This is a genomic window from Microbacterium oxydans, assembly GCF_900095745.1.
Classification (GTDB): Bacteria; Actinomycetota; Actinomycetes; order Actinomycetales; family Microbacteriaceae; genus Microbacterium; species Microbacterium oxydans_B.
In genome coordinates this window covers 398,534-423,634 of record NZ_FMIR01000015.1, presented here as the reverse complement: position 1 = coordinate 423,634, position 25,101 = coordinate 398,534, and the positions used below count along the sequence as shown (strand labels likewise).

Below are 25,101 nucleotides of genomic sequence, written 5' to 3'. Positions count from 1 at the left end.
ACGGGCTTAGTGTGTGTGACGTGACAGGCAACAGGAAGACGGCATCGACGTCGGTGACGATCGGCGACATCGCCCGCGTGGCCGGCGTCTCGCGGTCGACGGTTTCCCGTGCGTTCAGCCGCCCCGAGCTGCTGAACCCCGAGACGGTGCGACGTGTCAAGGCCGCGGCCGACGAGCTCGGTTACGTCATGAACCACGCCGCGCGCGCGCTCTCCACCGGTCGCTTCGGCAACGTCGCCGTGGTCGTGCCCGACATCGCCAACCCGTTCTTCCCGCCGCTCGTGCGCCGCGTGCAGACGCTGGCCGACGCCGCCGGCTACGCGGTGTTCCTCGGCGACTCCGACGAGATCGCCGACCGCGAGGCCAACCTCACCTCCCGCCTCAGCGCCCAGGTCGAGGGCTTCGTCCTGGCCTCCCCGCGCCTCGACGAGGACCGCATCCGCGAGCTCGACGCTTCGCGCCCCGTGGTGCTCGTGAACCGCGACATCGAGGGCCTGGCGCGGGTGCTGATCGATCCGAGCGGAGGCCTCGACGAGGCCGTCGCGCACCTGCATCGCCTGGGCCACGCCCGCGTGGTGTACCTGTCGGGGCCGCGCGAGTCGTGGTCGGACCAGCAGCGCCGGGCCGCCCTCGCCCGGGCTGCCGAGCGCGCGGGACTCGAGGTCATCGTGCAGGAGCTGGGGCGCCCGAGCTCGGCCAGCGGACGCGACGCGGTCGGCGGCATTCTCGCCTCCGAGGCGACGGCCGTGATCGCGTTCGACGACGTGGTCGCCCAGGGCGTGATGGCGGGACTCGCGCTGCGCGGCATCGACGTTCCCCACGACATCAGCGTGATCGGATGCGACGACACCCTCGCCTCCGGCACGCATCCGGCCCTCACCACGATCTCGGCCGCCTCGGCGGCGGCGGGCGATGCGGCAGCCGAGCTTCTGCTCGGCGTGCTCGCCAGCGGGGAGCGCTCGGATGCCCGCGTGACGATCGCCACGCACCTCGTCGTCCGGGCCACCACGGAGGCTGCGCACACGATCGGCGGTTGACCATGCAACCGGTCGCATGATTTACTGTCGCCCATGCCTCGGATCGCGATCATCGGTGCCGCCCATCCGCACGTGGACTACGTGCTCGACGAGCTGACCCGCGCCGACCGCGCCGCGTTCGAGTTCGTCGGTGTACAGGACGCCGACCCTGCTGTCGCCGCGCATCACGCCGCCCGCTTCGGCGTTCGCGCCTTCGACCGCGCCGAGGATCTGCTCGCCGAGGGCGTCGACGTCGCCGTGATTGCCGGGGTCTACGGAGCGCGCGGAGCAGATGTCATCGCCGCACTCCGTGCCGGTGCCCATGTGCTGGCCGACAAGCCGCTGTGCACCTCGCTCGCGGAACTCGACGAGATCGAGGCCGTGGCTGCCGAGGTCGACCGCACCGTGAACCTGCTGCTCGAGAAGCGCGGTTACCCCGAGACCCTCGCCGCACTCGATGTCGTGCGCGCCGGAGAGCTGGGCGACATCGTCGGCGTCACCTCATCGGGCCCCCACAAGCTCAACCGCGCCCAGCGGCCGGACTGGTTCTTCGACCCGGCGCAGTACGGCGGCATCCTGACCGACCTGTCGGTGCACGACCTCGACGCCGCGCTCCTGTTCGCGCCGGCCGACGAGGGCGTGATCCGGGGAGCCGTCTCGGCCCCGCTCGACGGCGCCGAGGGATTCGCGCGCTACGGCTCGGCCACCCTCACGACACCGAACACCGTCGTCTCCGCCGAGGTGAACTGGCTCACCCCGCAGGCCTCCGACGTGCACGGCGACTACCGGCTGCGCCTGGTCGGTACCCGCGGGACCGCGGAGATCTTCTGGGCCCGCGGCCGGGTCGAGGTCACCACCCACGATCAGCCGACCCGCGCGCTCGATCTGCCGCCGGGACGGCGTCCGGCCGAAGAGGCGCTCGACGCCTTCGCCGACGGGCGCACCCCCGAGGTCGGAACTCGGGACTCGCTCGCCGCGACCCGACTCGCCCTCCTCGCCCAGACCTCTACCGAACAGGGCGGCACCGCGCTGGCCTGGTCGCGCCCGGCCGACTGAGACCCCCGCCGGCTGCGCCGACACCTCCGGCATCCATCCCCACGACAGGAGACATCATGACCGAACCGCTGCGCATCGCGATCGTCGGCGCCGGGGTGATCGGCGCCGTCCACGCGCGCCTCGTCGCGGCTCTCGGCGACGCCGGCGTGCTCGCCGCGATCGTCGACGTCGACGAGGCTCGTGGGCGCGCGCTCGCCGACCAGTACGGCGTGCCGTTCCACGCGTCGGCCGCCGAGGCCTACCGCGCCGAGAGCGTCGACCTCGCCGCGATCTGCCTGCCCAGCGCCTTCCACGCCGACGCGGTGGTCGCCGCCCTCGACGCGGGGGTGGACGTGATCGTCGAGAAGCCGATCGACGTCACGCTCGAATCCGCCGATCGGGTGCGGGCGGCCGAGCGCGCCTCCGGACGCACGGTCTCCGTCATCAGTCAGCGCCGCTTCCAGCCGGTGGCCTCGTTCATCCGCCGCTCGATCGACGAGGGCGCGCTCGGACGCGTGACGTCGGGCGTCGTGGAGTCGGCGTTCTTCCGCCCGCAGGAGTACTACGAGTCCGGAGACTGGCGCGGCACCGCGGCCATCGACGGCGGCGGTGCACTCATGAACCAGGGCATCCACGCGCTCGACCTGCTGCTGTGGATGCTCGGCACTCCGGTGTCGGTGAGTGCGAAGACCGGCCGTCTCGCGCACGAGGGCATCGAGGTGGAGGATGTCGCGGGCGCCACGATCGAGTTCGAGAGCGGCGCCATCGGCCTGCTGCTCGCCAGCACCGCGGCCTACCCGGGGCTGCCGGTGCGCCTCGCCGTGCACGGCTCGCAGGGCACCGCGGTGATGGAGAACGACGGGCTGTCCTTCTTCGCCTCGGCCTCTGCGCCGCAGCCCGACGCCGACTCGCTCGTCGAGCACGATGTGCCCGAGGGGTGGAGCGACGTCGACATGGCGCATCGCCGGCAGTACCTCGACGTCGTGCGCGCGATCCGCAGCGGCGGTCGCCCCGCCATCACCACCGATGACGGCCGCCGAGCGCTGCAGGTGGTGCTGGCCGTGTACGAGTCGGCCCGCACCGGTCGTCCCGTCGACCTGCACGAGTGAAAGAGGATGAGAGACATGGAAACGAAGAACGTCGCGATCGTCGGCATCGAGAACAGCCACGCCGAGGAGATCATCCGCTACCTCAACGTCGAGCGGCCGGATGACGTGCCGGTGCGTGTGGTGGCGCTTGTCGCGGGCGAGGACGACCGCACGCGGGAGCTGGCGGAGCTCGGCGGCATCGAGCGGATCGTCGCCGAGTCGGGCGACCTGCTCGGCAGCATCGACGCGCTCATCGTCACCTCGCGCGACGGTGCCCTGCACCGGGCGCACGCCGTGCCGTTCCTCGAGGCGGGAACGCCGGTCTGGGTCGACAAGCCGCTCGCGGCGAGCGTCGCCGATGCGCACGAGATCGTCGCCGCGGCCGAGCGCGGTGGCTCGGTGCTCACCTCGTCGTCGGCGCTGCGCTGGGTGGCCGACACCGACGCGATCGCCGAGGGCCTCGGGTCGATCGGCGAGCTGCAGGCGGTCACCGTGACGGGGCCCGCGGATGCGGCCAGCCCGTACAGCGGCATCTTCTTCTACGGCATCCACATCGCCGACGTGGCGCAGCGCCTCGTGCCGGGGGAGCCCGAGGACATCGACGTGCAGCGCCTGCCGGGAGGGGTCGTCGCGCGCTACCGCGTTGGCGGCGTGCTCGTCACGCTCGAGTTCATCCGCCCCGACGGCGACGGTCAGGTGCCGTTCCGCGCGACGGCTGTCGGTGGCCACGGGGTCATCAGTCGCGACATCGTGCTCGGCGCCGACTACGTGCAGCCCGGCGTGGACGCGTTCGCCCGGATGCTCGCGACGGGGGAAGCCCCGATCCCCACGGCGCAGCTGCTCGCACCGATCGCGGTGCTGGAGGCCGTCGCCCGCACCACGGCGGCCATCGCCGTCTGACCTTGTGCAACGCGGTGCAGGGATCACGCCCCCGAAGGTCGTGATCGCTGCACCGCGCTACCCGCACGCACTGACTTATCCCTGGTAATCAAACAGAAACTCAACCGTTACACCCTCTTCAACGAAGAAGCTATTGTAATGCAACCGTTTGCACGTTAGCGTGAGAAATGGTTGAAACACCCGTTCATCGGGCGCCTTTCGGGCCCGTCGAGGAAGACCATGGAGGAACGAGAATGGCAAGACGCACTGTGATCGCAGCGGCCGCTTCACTGGCCGCGGTGCTGGCCGTCACCGGCTGCAGCTCAGGCACCGGGAACGACGGAGGCGACGCCGACAGCGGAGACCTCCGCGTGTGGCTCATGCAGGATTCCGTGTCCGAGGATGCGGTCGCGTGGCTCGAAGACGAGTTCGCCGCCCAGAACCCCGGCTCCACGCTGACGGTGGAGATGCAGCCCTGGGATGACATCGTCTCCCGGCTCCAGACCTCGCTCGCGAGCGAGTCCGAGACCCCCGACATCGTCGAGATCGGCAACACCAAGACCGCGACGTTCGCGAACGTCGGGGCGCTCGCCGACATCTCCGACCTGTACGACGAGGTCGACGGTGACGACCTGATCCCCAGCTTCGTCGACCAGGCGACGCTCGACGGCAAGACCTACGCCTACCCGCTCTACGCGGGCACCAGCGTCGTGTTCTACCGCACCGATCTGCTCGAGAAGGCGGGCATCGCCGCTCCCGAGACGCTCGATGACCTGGTCGCCGCAGCCGCCACGGTGCAGCAGGCGAACCCCGACGGCGTCGAGGGCTTCAAGGGCATCTACTTCCCCGTCGTCGACGTGCACGGGCTCGAGGGCTGGCTGTTCTCCCACGGCGCGAACTACGCCGAGGAGAAGGACGGCGCGTGGGTCAGCGGACTCGACACCCCCGAGGCCAAGGCCGCTCTCGAGCAGATGCAGACCATCTGGCAGGGGTCGGCCCTCGGCGCGCTCGACGCCAAGGAGACCGCGGGCAACCCGTGGGTGCCGTACAACAACGGCGAGGTCGCGATGTTCTCCTACCGCGTCTTCGCACAGGACAGCATCTCCCCCGAGCTCGCCGACGTCACCGGTGTGATGGCGCTTCCCCCGGTCGAGGCCGGCGGCGAGAGCCACCAGTTCCTCGGCGGATCCAACGTCGGCATCGCCGCGAAGTCGTCGCAGCAGGAGCTGGCGAAGAAGGCCATGAAGCTGATCCTCAGCGAGGACTTCATGACCCAGCTCGCCGAGGACTCCGGCTGGGTCCCCGGCAACACCACCTTCGCGTCGGCGATCCCCGACGGCATCGTTGACGCCGAGCTGCAGCAGCAGATCGCCGAGACGAGCGCGCTCACCCCGGCGGCCCCGAACTGGGCGATCGTGGAGGGCAACAACATCCCGGTCGACCTCTACTCGGCGATCGCCAAGGGTGAGGACATCGACGAGGTGGTCACGCGCATCGGCGCGAAGATCGAAGCGACCCTCAACGCCGACTGATGATGACCACTCCCGTGATCGATGTCGAGGTCGCCCCCGAGGCGGCCCCGCAGCAGCCCGCTCCCCGCACGCGCCCGCGTCGCGTGCGGGGAGCGCTGCTCCCGTACCTCCTGATCGCGCCGCTCCTCGCGGCGGTGCTGATCGCCCTCGGCTGGCCGCTGCTGCAGCAGTTCGTGATGTCGCTGCAGAAGTTCGGGTTGGCGCAGCAGTTCGGGCAGGAGCCCGAATGGGTGGGCCTGGCGAACTACGGCAGGATCCTGACCGACCCGAACATGTGGGTCGTGTTCTTCCGCTCCGTGCTCTTCTGCGCCGTGTGCGCGTCGCTGTCGATGGTGATCGGCATGCTGATCGCGCTGCTGCTGACGAAGGTGAGCAGTTGGGCGCGCATCGCCCTGCAGGTGACGCTGCTGCTCGTGTGGGCCACCCCGGCGCTGGTGACCATGGTCATCTGGCAGTGGCTGTTCGACGCCCGCTACGGCCTGGTGAACTGGGTGCTCGCGCGCATCGGATTCCCCGACATGGCCGGGTTCCCGTGGACCTCCACCCCGATGGGTGTGTTCACGATCGCCGCGATCACCGTGATCTGGGGCAGCCTGCCCCTGATCGTGTTCATGATCTACTCCGCCCTCACCCAGGTGCCCACCGAAGTGCTCGAGGCGGCGGAGCTCGACGGGGCCGGTCCCTGGACGCGCTTCCGGCACGTCACGATGCCCCTCATCACCCCGGCGGTCATGATCGTCGGACTCCTGCAGATCGTGTGGGACCTGCGCGTGTTCACGCAGATCTACGTGCTGCAGCAGGCGGGCGTCTCGATCGAGGAGACCAACCTCCTCGGCACCTACATCTACCGGATCGGCATCGGCCAGGGCGAGTACGGCGACGCGTCGGCTCTCGCGACGATCGTGCTCATCCTCACGCTGCTGCTCACCTGGAAGTACATCGCGAAGATGTTCGCCCAGCAGAAGGAGGTCTCGGAATGAGTGCCCCGACCATGACCAGGACCACCGACATCGCCGCCGTCGTGCCGCCGCGCTCGCGTCGGACCATCGGCAACCGCAACGACACCCGCCGGCGCACCTGGAACGGCGTCGCGGTGGCCGCCGCGCTGCTCCTCGTCTTCCCGATCTACTGGATGGTGAACACCGCGCTCTCCGAGAACGAAGAGCTGTTCTCGCGCACGCCGCGGTTCTTCCCGTTCCCGCTGAGCTTCGACAGCTTCGGGAGCATCCTCGCCGACGGCGGCTTCTGGTCGGCGCTCGGCATGAGCGCCGGCGTGACCGCCATCGTGGTCGTGGTCGCCGTGCTGTTCGGATTCTTCGCGGCCATCGCGGTGAGCCGCTTCCGCTTCAAGGGCGGCGGCCTCATCATCCTGCTCGTGCTCATCGTGCAGATGATCCCGACCGAGGCGCTGTTCATCTCGCAGTTCCGCATGCTCGACGGCTGGCACCTGCTCAACACGGTCGGCGGCCTGTCGCTGCTCTACATCGGCACGGTCGTCCCGTTCACGGTGTGGCTGCTGCGCGGGTTCATCCACGGCATCCCGGCCGAGCTCGAAGAGGCGGCGATGGTCGACGGCTGCAGCCGGTTCGGGGCGTTCATGCGGGTCACGCTGCCGCTGCTCGGACCGGGCATCGTCACGGCATCCGTCTTCGCGTTCCTGCAGGCGTGGAACGAGTACACCCTGGCCCTCGTCGTGATGACGAAGCCGGGCAACGCCACCCTGCCGCTCTGGCTGCAGACGTTCAGCAGCGAGCTGTCGGCCACCGACTGGGCAGGGATCATGGCGGGCGCCACGCTGATCTCGGTGCCCGTGGTCATCCTGTTCCTCTTCGTTCAGGGTCGCCTGGGCGCGGGCATGATGGCCGGTGCCGTCAAGGGCTGATGCCGCAGACGCCGAAGAGCGCCGGTCCTTCGGGATCGGCGCTCTTCGTGCGTGGGGTGTGTGGGGGGATCAGCGGGGACGGATCAGCGGGCGTGGTCGGTGAGCATCTGGAGCACGGCGGGGTCCGCGGCGAGATCGGGCGCGAGCAGGTCGAGCAGGGCGCGATGCGGATCGGCATCTGTCGCGCGTGCGGCCAGCTCCTCCGCGGCGACGTCGTCGAGCGGACGTCCTGCGTGCACCTCGGCGATGACGAACCGGGCCCAGGCGGCGATCGCGGCGATGCCGGCCGCCCCCGTCTCGCCGTCGGCGCGGGCGCGGCGCACCGGCTCGACGATGCGGGCACGCAGCTTGAGACTGCCGTCCGCGGCGATCTGGCGCAGCCGGTGCACGATCGCGGGGTTCGCGAATCGCTCGAGCAGCGCCGTCCGGTAGGCGGGAAGGTCGAGTTCGACGCCGGCTCTGTCGGCGGAGGCATCGAGGCGCCGCTGGGCGAGATCCCACAGGTCGTGGACCAGCGCCGCGCATTCCGGGTCGGCGATGGCCTCGGCGACGGTCTCATGTCCGCGCAGGATGCCGTCGGAGGCGAGAAGGGAGTGCGCACCGTTGAGCATCCAGAGCTTGCGCTGCTCGAACGGCTCGATGTCGTTCGCGATCGAGGCGCCGGCATCCTCCCAGCGCGGTCGGGCGGCGCGGACGCGTCCGCTCAGGATCCAGCTGTGGAACGGCTCGGTCACCACCAGGGCTTCGTCGCGGATGCCCTCGCGGGCGGCGACGGCGTCGATGTCGTCTGCCGTGGTGCGCGGGGTGATGCGGTCCACGGAGGTGCTGACCACGTCGACCTGCGCGTCGATCCAGGCGCCGAGGGGAGGGGAGGTGAGCGCGGCGAGGTCGCCGAGCACGGCCCGGAGCACGGAGCCGTTGTCATCGAGGTTGTCACACGGGATCAGCGTGATCGTGCCGTCGGGCAGGGCGTGGCGTCGAGCGTCGAGCGCCCAGAGCAGGCGGGCGGGCATCGTGCGCAGGACGCCGTTCGCGATGGTGTCCGGCGGGTTCTCCCGATCGGCGAAGGCTTCGCCCAGCGCACAGATGTCGGCGGTGATGTCGGGGTCGGCGACGTCGAGGCGGCCGTCCGATCCGCGTCGGTAGCCCTTCTCGGTCACCGTGAGCGTGACGACCGTGACTTCGGGGCGGGTGAGGTAGTCGCGCAGCGCGTCGGTGTCGCCGCCGTCGTGCGCGGCCACGATGCTCTCGATGGTCTCGAGATGGTCGCCCTCCGCGCCGCGCGTGAGGAGGGTGTACACGTCATCCTGTCGTGTGAGCGTCTCGGCGGCATCGGGCGCGCGACCCGTGAACGCGGCGATGCCCCACTCGTGATCGGGATCGGCGTGGGCGGTGTACCAGGCCTGGTGTGCACGGTGGAAGGCACCGAGTCCGAGGTGCACGATGCGCACGGGGGCGCGCGGTAGGGTGCGGCGCGGGCTGTGGGGCACGGGAATCCTCGGGTCGATCGTCGAACCCTGGGGCGGGCCTGATCTCAACCTATGACGCGCGGCGCGATCATGCAAGCGGTTGCAAGACGCGGGTGGATGCGACGGTAGTGGAGGCCCGCTCCCGAACGACCGGCTGCAGCAGCATCCGCACCGGGGTTCGGTCGCCCCCGCGCCCCAGCTGCCGCAACAGTGTGGCCGCCGCGAGGCGTCCGATCTCGCGCTTCGGCGGGGACACGGCGGTGAGCGGGAGCGACGCATCCGCCGCCTCTTCGTCGTCGAAGGCGACCAGCGCGAGGTCGTCGGGAAGCGAGAGCCCCACGCGCCTCAGGTGCGGAAGGAGCGCCGTCGCTTCGCGGTCGCCGAGGCAGACGACGCCGTCGAGTCCCACCGAGAGCGCTCGGTGCGCGTAGTCGGCGAGTGCGGCGTCGTCCCACGAGTCCCGACGCACCACCGCGCCCGGGAGGTCGACGAGGGTCAGATCGTCGATCGCGCGACGGTAGCCGCGCAGCGCGGCATCGGCGGTCGCGGTGTCACGACGCCCGAGGAATCCGATACGCCGACGGCCCTGCCGTGCCAGGTGCCGCACGGCCGCGTATCCGCCCGCGACGACATCGGTGCACACCGCCGAGAGCCCGTCGTCCGGCGGCGAATCCGTCGGCATCCGCTCCATCAGCACCACCGGGATCGGCAGTGCGCGCAGCAGGTCGAGTCGCGCCGTCGGGTCGGTGCGGTGCAGTGTCGGGGTGATCAGCAGGCCGTCGCATCCGGCGGCCAGGAGCTCGCGGATGCGGCGGATCTCCAGGGCGTCGTCGTACTCACTCGACACGATGCGCAGGGTCGCGCCCGCGGCCCGGGCCACTTCCGTGATCCCGTCGACGACCGTGGGGAAGTAGTAGCTGCGCGACGGGACGATCACGCCGATCAGGGGCGTCGTCCCGGTCCAGCGCGCCGACACGTAGGTGCCGGATCCTTGGCGGCGGACCACCACTCCGTCGTCGACGAGCATCCCCACCGCCCGACGCACGGTGTTGATGCCGACCGCGTGCGTCGCCGCCAGAGTCGCCTCCGGTGGCAGGCGCTCGCCCCGTGACCACTCGCCGGCGGTGATGCGGTCGCGGAGCTGCTGCGCCAGGCTCACGAACAGCGGCTGGGTGTTCGGAAAAGCTCCCATGTCGCCCTCCTCGGCCCGTGGATGCCCGTGAGTCTTTGCTATGCAACCGTATTCATTCGGACTCGGTTCGGCAAGGTGTCGGGCACTCGCGGCGCGTGCTGCGGGGATTCGCGCTTCCCTCCGCCGCATCCGGGCGAAAGGGCCGACGCACGTGCGATCGGCCGAGCGAAGTGCAGGGCCGAAGCCGGCGAAGTCCCGATTCCTTCCTCCAGTCATTCCCCTTCTCGGACCTTTCGTTGACCACCGGATGCCCGCGCGTCACGGTGGCAGTCACGACGACTCCGCGCCTGGCGGAGCGGAAGGAGACACCGATGAGACGCACACGCTGGCTGTCGGCGCTGGTCGCCGCGAGCCTTCTCACCGGAGGGGTGGTCGCCGCCGGCGGCGCCGCCTCTGCGGAGACCGTCACGACCGAGCTCGCGATCACTTCGCCCGTCGACGGCGGCACCGTCAGCGGATCGACGCTCACGGTGGAGGGGACGTTCGCGAACACCTCCGAGCTCGTACTCGTCGTGGGGGCCCAGGAGGTGATCCCGATCCCGGTGACCGGCACGGCCGGCACGTGGAGCATCGACATCGACATCGCCGACCGCGACGGGCGACTCGACCTCGCCGTGCGCGCCCTCGACCTCACCACCCTCTACACGACCTGGTCGGAGTTCCTCGCCGTCGAGGTCGACAACCCCGCCGCATCCCGCCCGGTCGTCACGGTCGTCTCGCCGACCGAGGGCGCGTATGCGGGCTCCTCCCTCGACGTGGTCGTCGACGTGGCATCCGACCGCGCGCTGTCCGCCGTCGAGGTGCGGGTGAACGGCGGTGCCTGGCAGGCCGCTGCGGCGCAGGGCGGATGCGAGTACACGGCATCCTTCCCCGTCGCAGGTTCCGAGTTCGCGAGCATCGAGGCCCGGGCGACCGACGTGTCGGGGCACACGACTGACGCGCCGACCACCTACGTCGCGCTCGGTGGAGCCACCGCCGAGACCCCCGTGATCTACGACCAGGACCGCGCGATGTGGATCTGGGAGCGCGCCTCGTACGAGGCCGTGTTCGATGAGGACGCCCGCGACCGCCTCGGCGCCGTAATGGATGACACCACGACGTTCGGGTCCGACCCCATCCGCACGATCTACCTCGGCGTCGACAAGTACGGCACGACCGACATGCTGCGCGACTCGCGTGACGAGGTCGTGGCGTTCGTGGAGTGGGCGCGCGCCCGCGGCTACCACGTGCAGGCCACCGTTGCCGGTGGCACGCGTCCGCCGTATCTGGGCGCCCTGGAGCAGTTCGAGCACTTCGCGGTCGACGAGTTCGAGAAGGTCCTCGACTACAACCTCGCCGTGCCGGAGTCCGCGCGCTTCGACGGCATCAACGTCGACATCGAGCCGTACATCCTCACCGACTGGAAGCTGCCCGACAGCGGCGGCCTCCCGAACCGGTGGCTCGAGATCCTCGACACGCTCATCGAGCGCCGCGACGCCTCCGGGCTGCCGGTGCTGGTCGGGCCCGCGATCCCGCGCTGGCTGGACTCCTCGGCCTGCTGCACCTCGATCACCTGGAACGGCCAGACCAAGCCGCTCAGCGATCACATCCAGGACATGACCGACTACATCGCGATCATGGACTACCGCGACACGGCCGACGGCAGTGCGGGCATCATCGCCCAGGCGCAGCACGAGATCGACTACGCGAACCAGATCGGCAAGCCGCACTCGGTCGTGGTCGGCATCGAGACCAAGGACCTCTCCGGCACGGGTGACCCCGAGACCGTGACGTTCTGGGAGGAGGGACGCACCTACCTCGAGGGCGAGCTCGACAAGACGTACGCCGCGTTCCAGGACGACGCCTCGTTCGGCGGCATCGCCATGCACCACTACGACGACCTGCTGATGCTGCCGTCGGCGTGGGACGACACTCCGCCCGTGTACTACCCCGTGCCGGGTGCGGGACCAGGGGGCCCGGCGCTGCCGTAGGTTCCTGTCGTGGCGGGGCAGTCCCTTCGGGGGCTGCCCCGCTTCGGCTGTCCGGCTCGGTGTCGCGTGTTCGGCTGCCGCGCGTGGGGGTGACCGCTTGAGCTGCCTCGCTGCGGCTGTCCCCCTTCAGGCACCCGGCGTCGGGCACCCGGCTTCGGGCGGACTTCTCCCCCTCGGGCGGACGGATTCGCCGAGAATCTCCTCCCGAGGGGGAGTTCTCCGCCTGAGACCGCGCGAGCCCGTTCGGGTCAGGCGGCCTCGTCACTGCTTGGCCCCCTCGTCGCCGCACAGCTTCGGAGATCGCGCGTGACGCGCCGGGCGGATCGACCGAACGGCCGCGTGTCGACGGGGAACTCCGAAGTCGTGCACGAGGCGCCGAAGCCGTGCACGGGAAGTCTGGGGACGCGCGGTCAGCTCTTCGTGAGGTCCTGCGCGAACATCACGAGGATGCCGCTGGGGCCGCGGAGATAGGTGAGCTTGTAGACGTCCTGGTAGTTCGCGACGCCGCGCAGTGGCTGGTAGCCGTGGCGGGCCGCGATCGCGAGCGACTCGTCGATGTCGTCGACCGAGAAGGCGATGCGGTGCATGCCGATCTCGTTGGGAAGGGTCGGTTCCGTCTCGATCGCATCCGGGTGGATGTATTCGAACAGCTCGATCTGGCCGCGTCCATCGGGGGTCTGCAGCACCGCGATCTTCGCGTGGTTGCCGTCGAGTCCGACCGCGGTCGCCGCCCACTCCCCGCTGACCTCGTCGCGACCGAGCACCGTGAGGCCGAGGTCGGTGAAGAAGGAGATGGTGGCTTCCAGGTCGCGCACGGCGATCCCGACGTTCTCGAGTGTGATGGGCATGGGTGGGATGCTACTCGCGCTCGTCCACCCGTGTCAGCGCTAGTGCCCGAGCTTCTCGGCGCAGGCGACGCAGTACTCGGCGAACGGTCGGGCCTGCAGTCGTGCCGCGGGGATCGGCCGGCCGCAGTTCGCGCAGACGCCGTAGGTGCCGGCATCCACTCGCGCCAGCGCGTCGTCGACCTGTCGGAGTTCGGATGCTGCCGCCTCGGCGAGCCCGGTCAGCCGTGACCACTCCGACGAGAGCGTGACGCCCTCAGGGTCGTGTTCGTCGTCGTCGTTCGAGCTCTCGCGGTCGTGGGTGAGCTCGTCGAGGCTTGCGGCCGCCGCCTGCACCCGGGCCTCGGCCTGGACGCGCAACTCCTGCAGCAGCGCGCGTGGGTCAGAACTCATGCGCCCACTCTAGGCATCCCCACCGACACCCCGGCCCCAACCATCGCACTTTCGCGTCGAGGTCGCAGGGTTCAGGCGGAACTCTGCGACCTCGACGCGAATCTGCGACGCGCCTCAGGCCGAGTGCCCGCTCGTCGGCACCGAGTCGGTCGTCGTCGGAACGGCCACGGCCTTCATGCCGGGGTGATCGCGCTCGAGGGCCGCCCCCTCCATGTCGACGTTCGGCAGGATGCGGTCGAGCCAGCGCGGCAGCCACCACGCCGAACGGCCGAGCAGATGCATGAGCGCGGGCATCAGCAGCATCCGCACCACGAACGCGTCGAGCAGCACGCCGAACGCGAGGCCGAACCCGATCGAGCGGATGATCGTCGACTCCGAGAAGATGAACCCGCCGAACACCGACACCATGATGAGCGCGGCGGCGGTCACGACCGAGCGGCCGGCACGGAAGCCCTGGGCCACGGCATCGCGCGCCGATGCTCCGTGCACGTACGCCTCGCGCATGCCGGAGGCGAGGAACAGCTGGTAGTCCATCGCGAGGCCGAACAGGATGCCGACGAGGATCACCGGCAGGAAGCTCAGGATCGGCCCGGTGCTGTGCAACCCGATGATCTCGGCGCCCCAGCCGAACTGGAACACCGCGACGATCAGGCCGTATGTCGCGAACAGCGAGAGCACGAACCCACCGGTGGCGATGAGGGGCACCAGCAGCGAGCGGAACACGACGATCATGATGAGCAGCGAGAGGCCGACCACGACCACGAGGTACAGCGGCAGGACCCCGGCCAGAGCCTCGGAGATGTCGATGTTGATCGCGGCCTGACCCGCGACGCCGAGGGTGATCCCGTCGCCGATCGCCGGCAGGGCGCGGAGGTCCTGTACGAGCTTCTCGGTCGAGGCGCTGTTCGGACCCTCCTCGGGGACGACCTGGAATGCGAGGAGGGTGTTGTCGTCGGACGTGGCGATCGGAGCGACCGCCACGACGTCGTCCTGGTCGGCGATGGCCTGTGCGATCGTGACCTGCGTGGAGAGCAGGTCGTCGTCGGTGACCGCGTCGTCGAGGGTCGCGGTGACCAGCAGGGGGCCGTTCGCCCCTTCGCCGAACTGCTCGTCGACGGTCTGGAACGCTCGGTAACTGGTCGAGTCGCTCGGTTCGCTCGACCCGTCGGGCAGGCCGAGTCGCATCGACATCGCGGGGATCGCGATGATGAGCAGCGCGACCACGCTCACGAGCGTGGTGACGACCGCGCGCAGGGTCGACATCCGCTTCACGGGCGTGCCCGCGGCATGCTCCTGCCCGACCGTCGCGCGAGCGCGGCGGCTGAGCAGACGGTCGCCGACGAGCCCGAGGATGGCGGGCGCGAGGGTGATCGCGACGAGCACGGCCACCGCGACGCACACTGCGCCGACCGTGCCCATGAGGCCGAGGAACGGGACGCCGGTCACGTTGAGCGCGAGGAGCGCGACGATCACGGTCGTGCCGGCGAACACCACGGCGGTGCCGGACGTGCCGGTGGCGAGGCCGATGGATTCGCGCACCGGAACGCCGGCGAGCAGCTGCTTGCGGTGTCGGTTGACGATGAAGAGCGAGTAGTCGATGCCGACCGCGAGGCCGAGCATCACGCCCAGCACCGGTGTCACGGACGCCATGTCCACCACGCCGGAGAACGCGAGGGATGCCGTGACACCGACACCGACGCCGACGATGGCGGTGACGATGGGGAGGGCTGCGGCGATGAGCGAGCCGAGCATCACGATGAGGACGATCGCGGCGAACACGAGACCGACCGCCTCGCCGACGCCGAAGATCTCGGGCACGCCCTGCGCGATGTCGGTGCCGAAGTCGACCTCGGTGCCGTCGATCGGAGCGGATGCGAAATGGTCGATCGTGCCCTGCTTGACCTCTTCGGAGAGTTCGAGGCGCGGGTCGACGAACGAGATGTTGACGATCGCGGTGGACCCGTCTTCCGACACCACGCCGATGCCGTCGGCCAGGTCGAGGAGGGTCGAGCCCAACTCCGCCTGGTCGGCGTTCTCCTGCAGGGTGATGCGGGACTGGTCCAGCTTCGCGTTCTGCGCCTCGAGCTCGGCGGCCTGCGCGTTCAGCGCCGCCACCTGGGCGTCGAGGGCGGCGAGCTGCTCGGGGCCGGCACCGGCCTGCTCCGCCTGGGTGCGGGCCGCAGTGAGCTGGGTGAGGCCGGCTTCGATCTGGGCCCTGCCCTCGTCGAGCTTCGTCTGCCCAGCGTCGAGCTGGGCGCGACCGTCGGTGATCTGCTTCTCGCCGTCGGCGAGCTCCTTCGCCCGGCCGGCCTGCTGCTGCTGCGCGTCGAACGGATCGATCACGGAGGCGACGCCATCGAGATCCTCGGCGCTGGCAGCGAGATCGGAGATGTCCTGCTTCTGCTCGTCGGTGAACGCTGAACCGTCGGTGGTGCGATAGACGACCGTTCCGGTGCCGCCCGCGGAATCCGGGAGCTTGTCGGCGAGGTCGTCGGTCACGGCGCCCGATGCGGTGCCGGGGATGTCGAAGCTGTTGCTCAGCGTGCCCCCCAGTGTGAGGAAGGCGCCGACGCCGAGGCCGAGGATCAACACCCACGACACGATCACCGTCCACGCCTTGCGTGCAGCGAACGAACCCAGACGGTAAAGCAGTGAAGCCACAGTGGTCTCCTTCAGACTCGAAAGATCATACGGCACGTCTCGTCTAGAGATCTTTGGCTATCCTGAGAGCATGGTCAACGAGCATCGGAGCGGGCCCGTGCGCAGCACCGCGGCGCGCGAAGCGATCCTCGATGCGACCTCGCGACTCTTCCACGCGCAGGGGTACGACCGGCTCACGATCGAGGGCATCGCGAAGGAAGCGGGGGTCGGCAAGCAGACCATCTACCGCTGGTGGCCCTCGCGGGGTGCGCTCATCGCGGACTGCCTGGTCGACGGGCGCCTCATCCCCGTGGACTTCGTCGTCGCGGACACCGGCGACCTGTTCGCCGACGTCGAGACGTGGCTGCAGTCGGTCTTCGCCATCCTCGCGACCACGCAGGGGCAGGCGCTGCTGCAGTCGCTGGTCGCAGCCGCCGCCGAAGACGCCGCGGTCGGGGCCCACCTCGGGGGGAGTCTCGGCGTCGAGCAGCACCTGGCCGAACGGCTGCGCGGCGGGATCCGCGACGGTCAGCTGCCGGAAGACGCCCCGATCGCGCAGATCGGCCGAGCGATCCTGGGCGCGATCATCGTGGAGTCCCTCGGCCGTGAGAGCCACGGACCCGGCGGGATCATCGAACTGGTCCGGTACCTCTTCGCCCGCTGAGCTTCCGTCGCGCCGGGGGTACAGGGACTCGGTCATGTCAGGCGGCCTCGTTCGCCGGTTCGCGCTTCTCGCCCCGATCGGTGCCCGAATGCGAAGGCTCCGGCATCGGCATGGCGGCGAGGTCGGGCGCGCTTGGTCGCCATCGCGTCGACCGCCTCGTCCACCCGATCGCGGCGCGAGGTCAGGACCAGGGCGGTGCCGGTGCCCGCATCCTCGACGATCGTTCGGCGGCTGTCCTGGATGCGACTCATGACACCTCGGGCGAAGCCCCGCAGGAAGCCGCTGCGCGCACGCCGCTTCTCGGACTCCGTGTGCCGGTGGTAGATCTCGCGCTGCACGGACCACCACTTCCGCATCGCGACCATGGCCTGCACCTCGAGACTCGCGGTGAGGGTGCGCACCTGCGTGACGTCGGACGCGTACCCGACCAGGAGCAGGCCCGCGCCGACGGGCACCTCCATCCCGAGCGGCCGCACCGTGCCCAGCGCCTGCGCGACGCCCGCGCCGATCTCCTGCAGATCCCGGGCGTACACGCCGCTGAAGAGCATCCGCTCCTGAACGATCTGCTCCTGTGTCTGGCCCAGCCGGCCACGACGTTCGTCGATGCGGGCCTGATCTATGCCGTACTTCACGATCAGCCGCTCGGCGTGCTCGGTCAGAGCCTCTGCCTCTTCCGGTGTCGTGCTCTCGGCCTTCGCCAGCAGCTTCGCGATCAGGTCGAGCTTCGCCTCGGTCATGGCATCCCCCTTGGTGGTGTGTGATGCCTCGTATCCTCCGCGGGGTCACCCGCATTCAGAGGGTCGATCACGGTGCCTGGGGAGAAACCTGTTTCGCGGCGTCCTGGGGAGGGATGCTGTGCGCGGTGTTCGGCGGTGATGCTGTGGCTACTCGAGCCACTCCGTGACGAAGCGGTCATTCGCATGGATGTGCGTGGCCTCGTATGTGCCGCCGTCGAGCACCTCGAAACGGTGGGAGACGAGCGCGGGGACGACGAGGATCTGCCCTCCGACGCCGACCACCTGATCGTCGCCGACCGTGAACAGCGCGCGGCCGCGACGGATCACGAACGTCTCGGCATACGGATGCCGGTGCAGACGTGGTCCTCGACCGGGTGTCGTGATGAACTCACGCATGATGCTCACGGGTGAGCCGAGCAGGTACCCCTCGATGTCTTCGTCAGCGGTGACGTCTCTGAGGTGGATGGTCATGGTTCCTCCGTTCCCGCCCGAGGGTACGCCTGGCGAGGCCGCGTCGCACTCTCTCATCGAGGTCGCACGCAATCCTGGAATCCGTGCGACGCGGGTGCGGAACTGCGACCTGGGTGCGGAACTGCGACGCGGGTGCGGAACTGCGACCTGGGTGCGGAACTGCGACGCGGGTGCGGAACTGCGACCTGGGGCGGAGGGGCCGGCCCCTCTCAGCCGAGGATGAGGGTGATCACGGTCGCGCCGCCACCGCCGAGGATGAGCGCGATGATCACGGTCCACGCGACGATGCGGATGCGACGGTTGCGCTTCTCGCCGAGGTCGCCGTAGTCCTCTTCGTTCGGGTTCTGCCGGCTCACGTCGCTCATGCGCTGACCTCCGTGACCGTCGGGCCGAAGTACGAGGGGAGCGTGGCCTGCGAGCGCTCGCGCAGCTCGGCGATCGACACGGTGAAGACGTCCTGCACCTCGAGCTTCGCGCCCTCGGTGTCGGTCACGCCGATGCGCATCACCGGGTAGTCGCGTCCCTCGCAGAGTCCGCGGAACTTCACGTCGTCTTCACGCGGCACGGTCACGAGCACGCGACCGGTCGACTCGGAGAACAGGGCGGATGCGGCATCCACGCCGTTGCTCTCGATGATCTCGTTCAGCCAGACGCGGGCGCCGACGCCGAAGCGCATGACGCCCTCGGCGAGTGCCTGCGCGAGGCCGCCTTCGGAGAGGTCGTGCGCCGAGGAGATGAGCCACTCGTCGCGGGCGGCCGAGAGCAGACCCGCGAGGCGCTTCTCGCCCGCGAGGTCGACCTTCGGCGGCAGTCCGCCGAGGTGGTCATGCACGACGTCGGCCCAGGCCGAACCCGAGAGCTCGGTCGAGGTGGTGCCGAGGAGGTAGATGTTCTGACCCTCGTCCTGCCATCCGGAGGGGATGCGGCGCGAGACGTCGTCGATGATGCCGAGCACGCCCACGAGCGGGGTCGGGTGGATCGGCACGTCGCCGGTCTGGTTGTAGAACGAGACGTTGCCGCCGGTGACCGGGGTGCCCAGCTCGTAGCATCCGTCGGCCAGGCCGTCGACCGTCTGACCAAACTGCCACATGACCTCGGGGTTCTCGGGAGAGCCGAAGTTGAGGCAGTCGGTGATGGCCGTGGGCACGGCGCCGGTGACGGCGACGTTGCGGTAGGCCTCGGCGAGGGCCAGCTGTGCGCCCGCGTAGGGGTCGAGCTGGCAGTAGCGGCCGTTGGCGTCGGTCGAGATGGCGAAGCCGAGGCCCGACTCCTCGTCGACGCGGATCATGCCGGCGTCGTCGGGGAAGCTCAGTGCCGTGTTGCCGAGCACGTAGTAGTCGTACTGGTTGGTGATCCAGCTCGTGTCGGCCAGGTTCGGCGAGGCGACGAGGGCGAGGAACTGCTCGCGCAGCGTCTCGGGGTCGTTGGCGCGGGGCAGGTTCTCGGCGGCATCCGCCTGCAGGGCGTCGATCCAGGTCGGGTAGGCGACCGGACGGTCATAGACGGGGCCGTCGACCGCGACGGTCGAGGGGTCTACGTCGACGATGCGCTCGCCCTGCCAGTCGATGATGAGGCGTCCGTCGCCGGTGACCTCGCCGAGCACGGAGGTCTCGACCTCCCACTTGTTCACGACCTCGAGGAAAGCGTCGAGCTTCTCGGGAGCGACGATCGCCATCATGCGCTCCTGCGACTCCGACATGAGGATCTCCTCGGCCGTGAGCGTGGGGTCGCGCAGCAGCACGTTGTCGAGCGAGACCTTCATGCCGCTGTTGCCGTTGGCCGCGAGCTCGCTTGTCGCGCAGGAGATGCCGGCGGCGCCGAGGTCCTGGATCGCCTCGACGAGCTCGCCGCGGTACAGCTCGAGGCAGCACTCGATGAGCACCTTCTCGGCGAACGGGTCGCCCACCTGCACGGCGGGGCGCTTGGTCGGGCCGGTGGAGTCGAACGAGTCGGAGGCCAGGATGCTCGCGCCGCCGATGCCGTCGCCACCCGTGCGGGCGCCGAACAGGACGACCTTGTTGCCGACGCCGGTCGCGTTCGCGAGCTTGAGGTCTTCGTGGCGCAGCACGCCCACCGCGAGCGCGTTCACGAGCGGGTTGGCCTGGTAGACGGAGTCGAAGACCGTCTCGCCGCCGATGTTCGGCAGGCCCAGGCAGTTGCCGTAGAAGCTGATGCCGCTGGTCACGCCGTGCACGACGCGGGCGGTGTCGGGGTGGTCGACCGCGCCGAAGCGCAGGGCGTCCATGACCGCGACCGGGCGAGCGCCCATCGAGATGATGTCGCGGACGATGCCGCCGACGCCGGTCGCCGCACCCTGGAAGGGCTCGATGAACGAGGGGTGGTTGTGCGACTCAGCCTTGAAGGTGACGGCCCAGCCCTCGCCGACGTCGACGACGCCCGCGTTCTGGCCCATGCCCACCATGAGGCGTTCCTTCATCTCGTCGGAGACCTTCTGGCCGAAGCGGCGCAGGTAGTTCTTGGACGACTTGTAGGAGCAGTGCTCCGACCACATGACGGAGTACATCGCCAGCTCGCCCGAGGTGGGGCGACGGCCGAGGATCTCCTTGATGCGCTCGTACTCGTCGGGCTTGAGTCCGAGGGCCGCGTACGGCTGCTCCTTCTCGGGCGTCGCGATCGCGTTCTCGACGGAGTCGGGGACGTGCTGGGGGGAAGGTGCAGGGGCGGTGGTCACGCGCACTCCAAAGGAAGGGGCCGGCGGGGCATGCTCAGTCTACCGGCGCGGGTGAGGCGGCTCTCCCGCGAGTGCCTCTGCCGCAGGCCCGCGGCACAGACCTCACGTGAGGTCCGTGAGTGTCAGGCCGTGGGCGCGCGCCGCCGCAGCGAGTTCGTCATCGTAGGTGAGAACGGATGTGACCACATCGCTCAGTTCGAGTGCGGTTGCCAGATGCAGGACATCGAGGGTGCGCAGGCCGCTGCGGAGGCGGATGGCGTGGGCCATCGTGTCATCGTCGAGAGAGACGAGCGCGACTCGATCGAGCAGGTCATCAGCGCTTTCGTGATCGAGGGAACGTCGATCTGCCACGGCGTGCAGCTCGACGGCGAGCAGGCGGGAGGACACGAACTCTGCTCCGGTGCCGAAGGCATCGACGATCGCCGAGGTTTCTGCTTCTTCGACGAGTGCCTTCACCGCGGCCGAGGTGTCGAGGTAGATCACGCGCGGTCCGCACGGAGGTCTTCGAGGACCTCTGCAGTCGGCATCGTGTCGAGGACGGGGGCGTTGGTGAGAGGTCCCCTTTTCGTGGGGAGCGTCACACGCCCGCTGGCGATCATTCGTGTCCACGCCGTCTCGGCCGGCGGTGTCAGTTCCGCAATCGGACGACCGCGGTCCGTAACCGTCAGATGCTCGCCCGCGGTGACGCGCGCCAGCACCCGCGCTGTCTGCTGATTGAGTTCTGTCTTCGTCACTGTCCCCATCCTCCGAGTCTACCGATTGCGTACTAGAAGTACTAGATTTTCGAGTTTCGGATTCTGGTTCGGAGTCGATCGAAGTACTTCTGGTCGACTTCAGATCCTTCGCCCGAGGTGAATCCGTCCATCACCAGCCTTCGGAGCTCTTCGTCGGACGGTTCGTGTGGAGGCAGGCCGTTCGTCATTCGGCCATTCAAGCGAACCACGAGGCGTGTGAGCGCCGGATCGGGAGCATCGTTCCGGGATATGGGGAAAGGTCGTGAGAACTTCTGGATCAGGAGGAAGAGTCCGCCGCCGCGGCAAACCGCGCCGCCAGCACCCCGGCGGCCTCTTGCAGCGGCGCCGGACCCACCACCGTGAAGGGCGCATCGAACCGGGCGACCGCAGCGAGCACGCCGACCCATGACCAGGAGCCGATGGTGATCCGGCACGAGCCATCGCCGAGGTTTTCCAGCTCGCCCTCGCCTAGCCAGGGTGTGACCTCGCGGGCAGGGAGCTCGATCACGACCTCGCCGACGCAGGGCCACCGATCCTCGGTCGCCGACCCCTTCGCTCGCGCGGCCAGGTAGGTCGCGGCATCCGCCGCCGGCAGCGGGTGCGGGGTGAACGTCGGCCCGGTCGGGATGCGCGGCTGCATCCGGTCCAGCCGGAAGGTACGCCAATCCGCAACCTCCAGATCCCACGCGAGCAGATACCAGCGGCCCTCGCGGGCGACCACCGCGTGCGGCTCGGTGCGACGGGCAGGTCGGTCGCGGTCGGAGCCGTAGTCGAAGCGCAGCACCTGGCGGTCGCGCACGGCCGCGCTCGCCGCTTCGAGCACCGCCGGATCGACGCGCACATCGGCAGTGGCACCCGTGAAGCGGATGCCGTCGACACGGTGCCGCAGTCGTGAGGGCATCACCTGCCGCACGGTCGCGAGCGCCCGCGCCGCGCCCTCCTCGATGTCGATGCCGCTGGAGGGGACGGTCTGCAGCGCCACCGCGATCGCGACGGCCTGGTCATCGTCGAACAGCAGCGGCGGCAGCTCGGATCCGGCTGCGAGACGGTAGCCGCCGTCCGGCCCCTTGATCGCGCCGATCCGGTAGCCCAGCTCTCGGAGTCGATCGACGTCGCGGCGCACGGTGCGCGGGCTGACCTCCAGCCGCTCGGCGAGCACGTGGCCGGGCCAGTCGCGCGGTGTCTGCAGCAGCGACAGCAGCGCGAGCATTCGTGACGAGCTTGAGGCCATGCGATTCAGTCTGCCCGCAGTAGAGGACAGAAACCGACCGCTACCCCTGTGATCGTTCTCTCAGGCGGTTCCGAACGGCGGGCCGCACAAGAAGGAGAGACCGATGACCATCAACACCACGACCCACCTGAACTTCCGCGGCACGGCTCGACAGGCGCTCGATTTCTACCGGTCCGTGTTCGGCGGCGAGGTCACCGCCGCGACATACGGCCAGTTCGGCATGCCGGAGGGAGTGCCCGGGTTCGACAAGATCGTGTTCGGACAGCTCGAAGCCGCGACGGGGATCCGGCTGATGGCGTACGACATCCCGGGGCAAGACGACCCGGACCCGACGGCGACCGCCGGCACCACGCACCGGGAGAACGGCGCGACCATCACCGACCGCACGTTCTTCCAGTCGCTGCGGGCGGAATCGCTCGACGAGCTGCGGGGGTACTGGGACGGTCTGGCCGAGGGCGCGACGGTTGTCGAGCCGCTGGCAGCCTCGGCCTGGTCGGCCGGCTTCGGCATGCTCACCGACCGTTTCGGCGTGACCTGGGTGCTCGACGTGCAGGCCGGCTGACCCGCGACGTACCCTTTCCCGGGACGGATGCAGGGAGTTCGGACGGATGCAGGAGGGTTCGCGGCGTTTCGCTCCTGCATCCGTCCGAACTCCCGACAGGTGTACCGCCCCACCCGGCACGCCGCCCCGCGCGAACCCGGCACGCCGCGCGTCACACGGGAGGCCACTGCGGATGCCGCGCCAGCGCCACCCGCGCCGCGAGATCCGCGAGCACGAGCGACCCGGCACCGCCGACCCCGACCACCTCGGCCCACCCGAGTGCGAGCAGGGCGTGCCCCGCGGCGCTCGGGTGGAACGCGTCGTCGAGCAGTCCCCACGGCATGCCCTCGTTGCCCGGCCCGGTCCCCGCCGAGAACTCCGCGAACGCGGCGTACTGATCCACCAGAACCACACCGTCCCGCGCGGCCACATCGCGGATCGCCTGCGCGAACTCGCCGATGCGTGCGCGGTCGGGCGCATGCAGCAGATCGACGGTCGGCGGCGTCTGCAGCACCGGCACCGCACCGAGCGCTCGCACCCGCCGCACGAACTCCGCGATCGACTCCGCGAACGCCGACACCTCGATCACGGGGTCGAGCCACTCGGTGGTGCAGTCGTTCGTGCCGATCATGAGCGTCACCACGTCGGGCCGCCAGTGCGCCACGCGACGGTCGAAGTCGCCCAGGATCAGGTCGGCCCGCCACCCCGTGATCGCGGTGTTGATCACGGCATCCTGCACCCGCCCGGCATCGCCGCGGATCAGCTCGTGCAGGTGGTCGACGTAGTTGCGAGCCCCTCGGGTGTGGATCAGGCCGTGCGTGATCGAGTCGCCCGTGAACACCCAGGTGACCGGCGCTCCGGAGGCGAGGAGCCCCCGGAGCGCCGCGCGGTCATCCGTCAACGGCTCACCTGAAGCTGCACGTCGATGAACCGCGGACGGTAGATCGAGGCGTCGTCGTACACGTCACCCACGTTGTCGAAGGTGTTCACGTTGTAGGAGACGAGGATGCGGTTGCCCTGACGCAGATTCGGATGCTCGTGCGCGTTGTAGGTGAACACGTCGGGGTCTCCGTAGCTGCCGAGCGCCCCGGTCTCGGGTGTGCGGTACAGCTCGACCGGGTCGGTGAACGGACCCGTCGGCGAGCACGAGGTGCGCGCGACGATGCGGGTGCTGAACAGTTCCGACGTGTCCTGCGTCACGAGCAGGTAGCCGTCACGGAAGGGGGCGACGCTGAACTCGTTGGCCACGTAGGGCACCACGGGCACGGCATCCGCCTCGTCCGCCGCCCAGGTCGTGCCGTTCCAGTACGTCCAGGTGCCCTTCAAGCCGTCCTTGCCCTGCACCTTCGCGACGTACGCTGAGCGCACTCCGCCGGGGTCGGCGATGCCGTAGATGTAGGTCGTGCCGCGTTCTTCGAGCGTCCACGAGCCCCAGTTGATGCCGGTCGCCGAGGGGAGGTCCACGATGCCCTCGAGCTGCAGCGTCTGACCGTCGAGCGTGGCGAGCCGGTTCGCGGTCCACGCGAAGTCCCACTGCCCCGTGCCGGTTCGGGCGAACTGCAGCAGCGGCACCTGCACCGTGCCGTGACGGCCGGGCGTCGGGTCGCCGATCCAGTACCACTTGCCGTCGGGCTCGGGCGGGATGATGCCGGCCGGGTCGTCGGGGGTGCCGCCGGTGATGGTCGTGAGGTCGCCACGGCGGTCCTGCACCACGACGGAGTTGTTCACGAACGGCGAGTCGGTCGGCCGCGACCCGTCGGGGTTCACGGTGCCGAGGAACGTGTCCGAGAAGAACCAGCCGGTCTTCCCCTTGCCGAGCGGCATCGAGTAGGTGCTGTCGCCGCCGGTCCATTCCCCGCCGGTGTTCCCATAGGTCGTGAACGTCTCGGTCAGGTCTTGGTTCACGCTCGATGTGGCCGTGAGCGTCTTGTCGACCAGCGAGCACTGGCCGTGTCCGTGCCCGTTGCCGTGCCCGCCTCCGGCCGGAACCGCCGCGCTCGCCGGAGCGGCGAACAGCGCTCCCGCGCACAGGGATGCGGCGGCGAGACCCGCCGCGATCATGCGTCTTCTCATCTCGATCACTCCTTCGT

Annotated in this window: 24 protein-coding genes; 10 read left to right on the top strand and 14 right to left on the bottom strand. The window is 69.6% G+C overall.

Annotated features, from left to right (window positions below):
* Positions 1-20: 20 nt before the first annotated feature.
* From BQ2383_RS10050 to BQ2383_RS10020, 7 genes are all read left to right on the top strand, one after another.
* The gene (locus BQ2383_RS10050; protein WP_091033212.1) at positions 21-1,037 is read left to right on the top strand and encodes a LacI family DNA-binding transcriptional regulator; all 1,017 of its coding nucleotides are present in this window, start codon (positions 21-23) and stop codon (positions 1,035-1,037) included.
* A 33-nt stretch (positions 1,038-1,070) separates the two neighbouring features.
* A complete protein-coding gene (locus tag BQ2383_RS10045) occupies positions 1,071-2,072 on the top strand; it encodes a Gfo/Idh/MocA family protein (protein ID WP_091033210.1) in 1,002 nt (333 codons plus the stop codon).
* Positions 2,073-2,128: 56 nt separating this feature from the next.
* Complete coding sequence (locus BQ2383_RS10040) at positions 2,129-3,160, top strand: Gfo/Idh/MocA family protein (RefSeq protein WP_091033207.1); 1,032 nt, start codon at positions 2,129-2,131, stop codon at positions 3,158-3,160.
* 15 nt (positions 3,161-3,175) lie between these two features.
* Positions 3,176-4,039 carry a Gfo/Idh/MocA family protein gene (locus BQ2383_RS10035; protein WP_167381600.1) on the top strand — a complete coding sequence of 288 codons (864 nt, stop codon included), beginning with the start codon at positions 3,176-3,178 and terminating at the stop codon, positions 4,037-4,039.
* Between the two features lie 233 nt (positions 4,040-4,272).
* Entirely contained in the window at positions 4,273-5,550 is a 1,278-nt protein-coding gene (locus BQ2383_RS10030; RefSeq protein WP_167381599.1) for an extracellular solute-binding protein, read from the top strand.
* Entirely contained in the window at positions 5,550-6,530 is a 981-nt protein-coding gene (locus tag BQ2383_RS10025) for a carbohydrate ABC transporter permease (RefSeq protein WP_244175977.1), read from the top strand. Before BQ2383_RS10030 ends, BQ2383_RS10025 begins: the two co-directional genes overlap by 1 nt.
* Complete coding sequence (locus tag BQ2383_RS10020; protein ID WP_237682403.1) at positions 6,527-7,432, top strand: carbohydrate ABC transporter permease; 906 nt, start codon at positions 6,527-6,529, stop codon at positions 7,430-7,432. Before BQ2383_RS10025 ends, BQ2383_RS10020 begins: the two co-directional genes overlap by 4 nt.
* 83 nt (positions 7,433-7,515) lie before the next feature.
* On the opposite strand, the gene BQ2383_RS10015 is transcribed toward BQ2383_RS10020, so the two are convergent.
* A complete protein-coding gene (locus BQ2383_RS10015; protein WP_244175976.1) occupies positions 7,516-8,922 on the bottom strand; it encodes a mannitol dehydrogenase family protein in 1,407 nt (468 codons plus the stop codon).
* Positions 8,923-8,989: 67 nt separating this feature from the next.
* Positions 8,990-10,093, bottom strand: a complete 1,104-nt coding sequence (locus BQ2383_RS10010) for a GntR family transcriptional regulator (RefSeq protein ID WP_167381598.1) — start codon at positions 10,091-10,093, stop codon at positions 8,990-8,992.
* A gap of 311 nt (positions 10,094-10,404) precedes the next feature.
* Here BQ2383_RS10010 and BQ2383_RS10005 point away from each other — a divergent pair, with 311 nt between their 5' ends.
* A complete protein-coding gene (locus tag BQ2383_RS10005) occupies positions 10,405-12,063 on the top strand; it encodes an Ig-like domain-containing protein (RefSeq protein ID WP_091033194.1) in 1,659 nt (552 codons plus the stop codon).
* A 410-nt stretch (positions 12,064-12,473) separates the two neighbouring features.
* Here BQ2383_RS10005 and BQ2383_RS10000 read toward each other — a convergent pair whose 3' ends face one another.
* The 3 genes from BQ2383_RS10000 to BQ2383_RS09990 all read right to left on the bottom strand — a co-directional run bounded on the left by BQ2383_RS10000 (position 12,474) and on the right by BQ2383_RS09990 (position 15,962).
* A complete protein-coding gene (locus BQ2383_RS10000; protein ID WP_091033192.1) occupies positions 12,474-12,911 on the bottom strand; it encodes a VOC family protein in 438 nt (145 codons plus the stop codon).
* Between the two features lie 39 nt (positions 12,912-12,950).
* Positions 12,951-13,301 carry a TraR/DksA family transcriptional regulator gene (locus tag BQ2383_RS09995; protein WP_091033190.1) on the bottom strand — a complete coding sequence of 117 codons (351 nt, stop codon included), beginning with the start codon at positions 13,299-13,301 and terminating at the stop codon, positions 12,951-12,953.
* 114 nt (positions 13,302-13,415) lie between these two features.
* On the bottom strand, positions 13,416-15,962 hold the full coding sequence (locus BQ2383_RS09990) for an MMPL family transporter (protein WP_091033187.1): 2,547 nt from the start codon (positions 15,960-15,962) through the stop codon (positions 13,416-13,418).
* 70 nt (positions 15,963-16,032) lie between these two features.
* Here BQ2383_RS09990 and BQ2383_RS09985 point away from each other — a divergent pair, with 70 nt between their 5' ends.
* Positions 16,033-16,605, top strand: a complete 573-nt coding sequence (locus tag BQ2383_RS09985) for a TetR/AcrR family transcriptional regulator (protein WP_091033185.1) — start codon at positions 16,033-16,035, stop codon at positions 16,603-16,605.
* Positions 16,606-16,637: 32 nt separating this feature from the next.
* On the opposite strand, the gene BQ2383_RS09980 is transcribed toward BQ2383_RS09985, so the two are convergent.
* From BQ2383_RS09980 to BQ2383_RS09950, 7 genes are all read right to left on the bottom strand, one after another.
* The gene (locus BQ2383_RS09980) at positions 16,638-17,342 is read right to left on the bottom strand and encodes a DUF2786 domain-containing protein (protein ID WP_091033182.1); all 705 of its coding nucleotides are present in this window, start codon (positions 17,340-17,342) and stop codon (positions 16,638-16,640) included.
* Between the two features lie 147 nt (positions 17,343-17,489).
* Positions 17,490-17,813 carry a cupin domain-containing protein gene (locus BQ2383_RS09975; RefSeq protein WP_091033180.1) on the bottom strand — a complete coding sequence of 108 codons (324 nt, stop codon included), beginning with the start codon at positions 17,811-17,813 and terminating at the stop codon, positions 17,490-17,492.
* 209 nt (positions 17,814-18,022) lie between these two features.
* A complete protein-coding gene (locus BQ2383_RS19365; RefSeq protein WP_167381597.1) occupies positions 18,023-18,178 on the bottom strand; it encodes a hypothetical protein in 156 nt (51 codons plus the stop codon).
* Entirely contained in the window at positions 18,175-20,505 is a 2,331-nt protein-coding gene (gene purL, locus BQ2383_RS09970) for a phosphoribosylformylglycinamidine synthase subunit PurL (RefSeq protein ID WP_091033177.1), read from the bottom strand. The genes BQ2383_RS19365 and purL overlap by 4 nt, the downstream gene beginning before the upstream one ends.
* Before the next feature lie 102 nt (positions 20,506-20,607).
* Positions 20,608-20,988, bottom strand: coding sequence for a type II toxin-antitoxin system VapC family toxin (locus BQ2383_RS09965; protein ID WP_091033175.1), 381 nt, complete (start codon positions 20,986-20,988; stop codon positions 20,608-20,610).
* Positions 20,985-21,239 (bottom strand): type II toxin-antitoxin system Phd/YefM family antitoxin, encoded by a 255-nt coding sequence (locus BQ2383_RS09960; RefSeq protein ID WP_432206339.1) that lies wholly within the window; start codon positions 21,237-21,239, stop codon positions 20,985-20,987. Before BQ2383_RS09960 ends, BQ2383_RS09965 begins: the two co-directional genes overlap by 4 nt.
* Positions 21,240-21,516: 277 nt before the next feature.
* Positions 21,517-22,470: a helix-turn-helix transcriptional regulator gene (locus BQ2383_RS09950; RefSeq protein WP_091033169.1), complete on the bottom strand. Its 954-nt coding sequence runs from the start codon at positions 22,468-22,470 to the stop codon at positions 21,517-21,519.
* 103 nt (positions 22,471-22,573) lie between these two features.
* Between BQ2383_RS09950 and BQ2383_RS09945 the strand changes: the two genes are divergently transcribed.
* A complete protein-coding gene (locus BQ2383_RS09945; RefSeq protein ID WP_091033166.1) occupies positions 22,574-23,032 on the top strand; it encodes a VOC family protein in 459 nt (152 codons plus the stop codon).
* A 151-nt stretch (positions 23,033-23,183) separates the two neighbouring features.
* Here the strand turns inward: BQ2383_RS09945 and BQ2383_RS09940 are convergent, their stop codons facing one another.
* Positions 23,184-23,912, bottom strand: a complete 729-nt coding sequence (locus BQ2383_RS09940; RefSeq protein ID WP_091033164.1) for an SGNH/GDSL hydrolase family protein — start codon at positions 23,910-23,912, stop codon at positions 23,184-23,186.
* Complete coding sequence (locus tag BQ2383_RS09935) at positions 23,909-25,084, bottom strand: DUF4185 domain-containing protein (RefSeq protein WP_167381596.1); 1,176 nt, start codon at positions 25,082-25,084, stop codon at positions 23,909-23,911. The genes BQ2383_RS09940 and BQ2383_RS09935 overlap by 4 nt, the downstream gene beginning before the upstream one ends.
* Positions 25,085-25,101: the final 17 nt, after the last annotated feature.

Bases quoted from the DNA above. Each gene is read 5' to 3' on its own strand.
- BQ2383_RS10045 (WP_091033210.1), top strand. From the start codon at position 1,071: ATGCCTCGGATCGCGATCATCGGTGCCGCCCATCCGCACGTGGACTAC.
- BQ2383_RS10040 (WP_091033207.1), top strand. From the start codon at position 2,129: ATGACCGAACCGCTGCGCATCGCGATCGTCGGCGCCGGGGTGATCGGC.
- BQ2383_RS10035 (WP_167381600.1), top strand. From the start codon at position 3,176: ATGGAAACGAAGAACGTCGCGATCGTCGGCATCGAGAACAGCCACGCC.
- BQ2383_RS10030 (WP_167381599.1), top strand. From the start codon at position 4,273: ATGGCAAGACGCACTGTGATCGCAGCGGCCGCTTCACTGGCCGCGGTG.
- BQ2383_RS10025 (WP_244175977.1), top strand. From the start codon at position 5,550: ATGATGACCACTCCCGTGATCGATGTCGAGGTCGCCCCCGAGGCGGCC.
- BQ2383_RS10020 (WP_237682403.1), top strand. From the start codon at position 6,527: ATGAGTGCCCCGACCATGACCAGGACCACCGACATCGCCGCCGTCGTG.
- BQ2383_RS10010 (WP_167381598.1), bottom strand. From the start codon at position 10,093: ATGGGAGCTTTTCCGAACACCCAGCCGCTGTTCGTGAGCCTGGCGCAG.
- BQ2383_RS10005 (WP_091033194.1), top strand. From the start codon at position 10,405: ATGAGACGCACACGCTGGCTGTCGGCGCTGGTCGCCGCGAGCCTTCTC.
- BQ2383_RS10000 (WP_091033192.1), bottom strand. From the start codon at position 12,911: ATGCCCATCACACTCGAGAACGTCGGGATCGCCGTGCGCGACCTGGAA.
- BQ2383_RS09995 (WP_091033190.1), bottom strand. From the start codon at position 13,301: ATGAGTTCTGACCCACGCGCGCTGCTGCAGGAGTTGCGCGTCCAGGCC.
- BQ2383_RS09985 (WP_091033185.1), top strand. From the start codon at position 16,033: ATGGTCAACGAGCATCGGAGCGGGCCCGTGCGCAGCACCGCGGCGCGC.
- BQ2383_RS09980 (WP_091033182.1), bottom strand. From the start codon at position 17,342: ATGACCGAGGCGAAGCTCGACCTGATCGCGAAGCTGCTGGCGAAGGCC.
- BQ2383_RS09975 (WP_091033180.1), bottom strand. From the start codon at position 17,813: ATGACCATCCACCTCAGAGACGTCACCGCTGACGAAGACATCGAGGGG.
- BQ2383_RS19365 (WP_167381597.1), bottom strand. From the start codon at position 18,178: ATGAGCGACGTGAGCCGGCAGAACCCGAACGAAGAGGACTACGGCGAC.
- BQ2383_RS09950 (WP_091033169.1), bottom strand. From the start codon at position 22,470: ATGGCCTCAAGCTCGTCACGAATGCTCGCGCTGCTGTCGCTGCTGCAG.
- BQ2383_RS09945 (WP_091033166.1), top strand. From the start codon at position 22,574: ATGACCATCAACACCACGACCCACCTGAACTTCCGCGGCACGGCTCGA.
- BQ2383_RS09935 (WP_167381596.1), bottom strand. From the start codon at position 25,084: ATGAGAAGACGCATGATCGCGGCGGGTCTCGCCGCCGCATCCCTGTGC.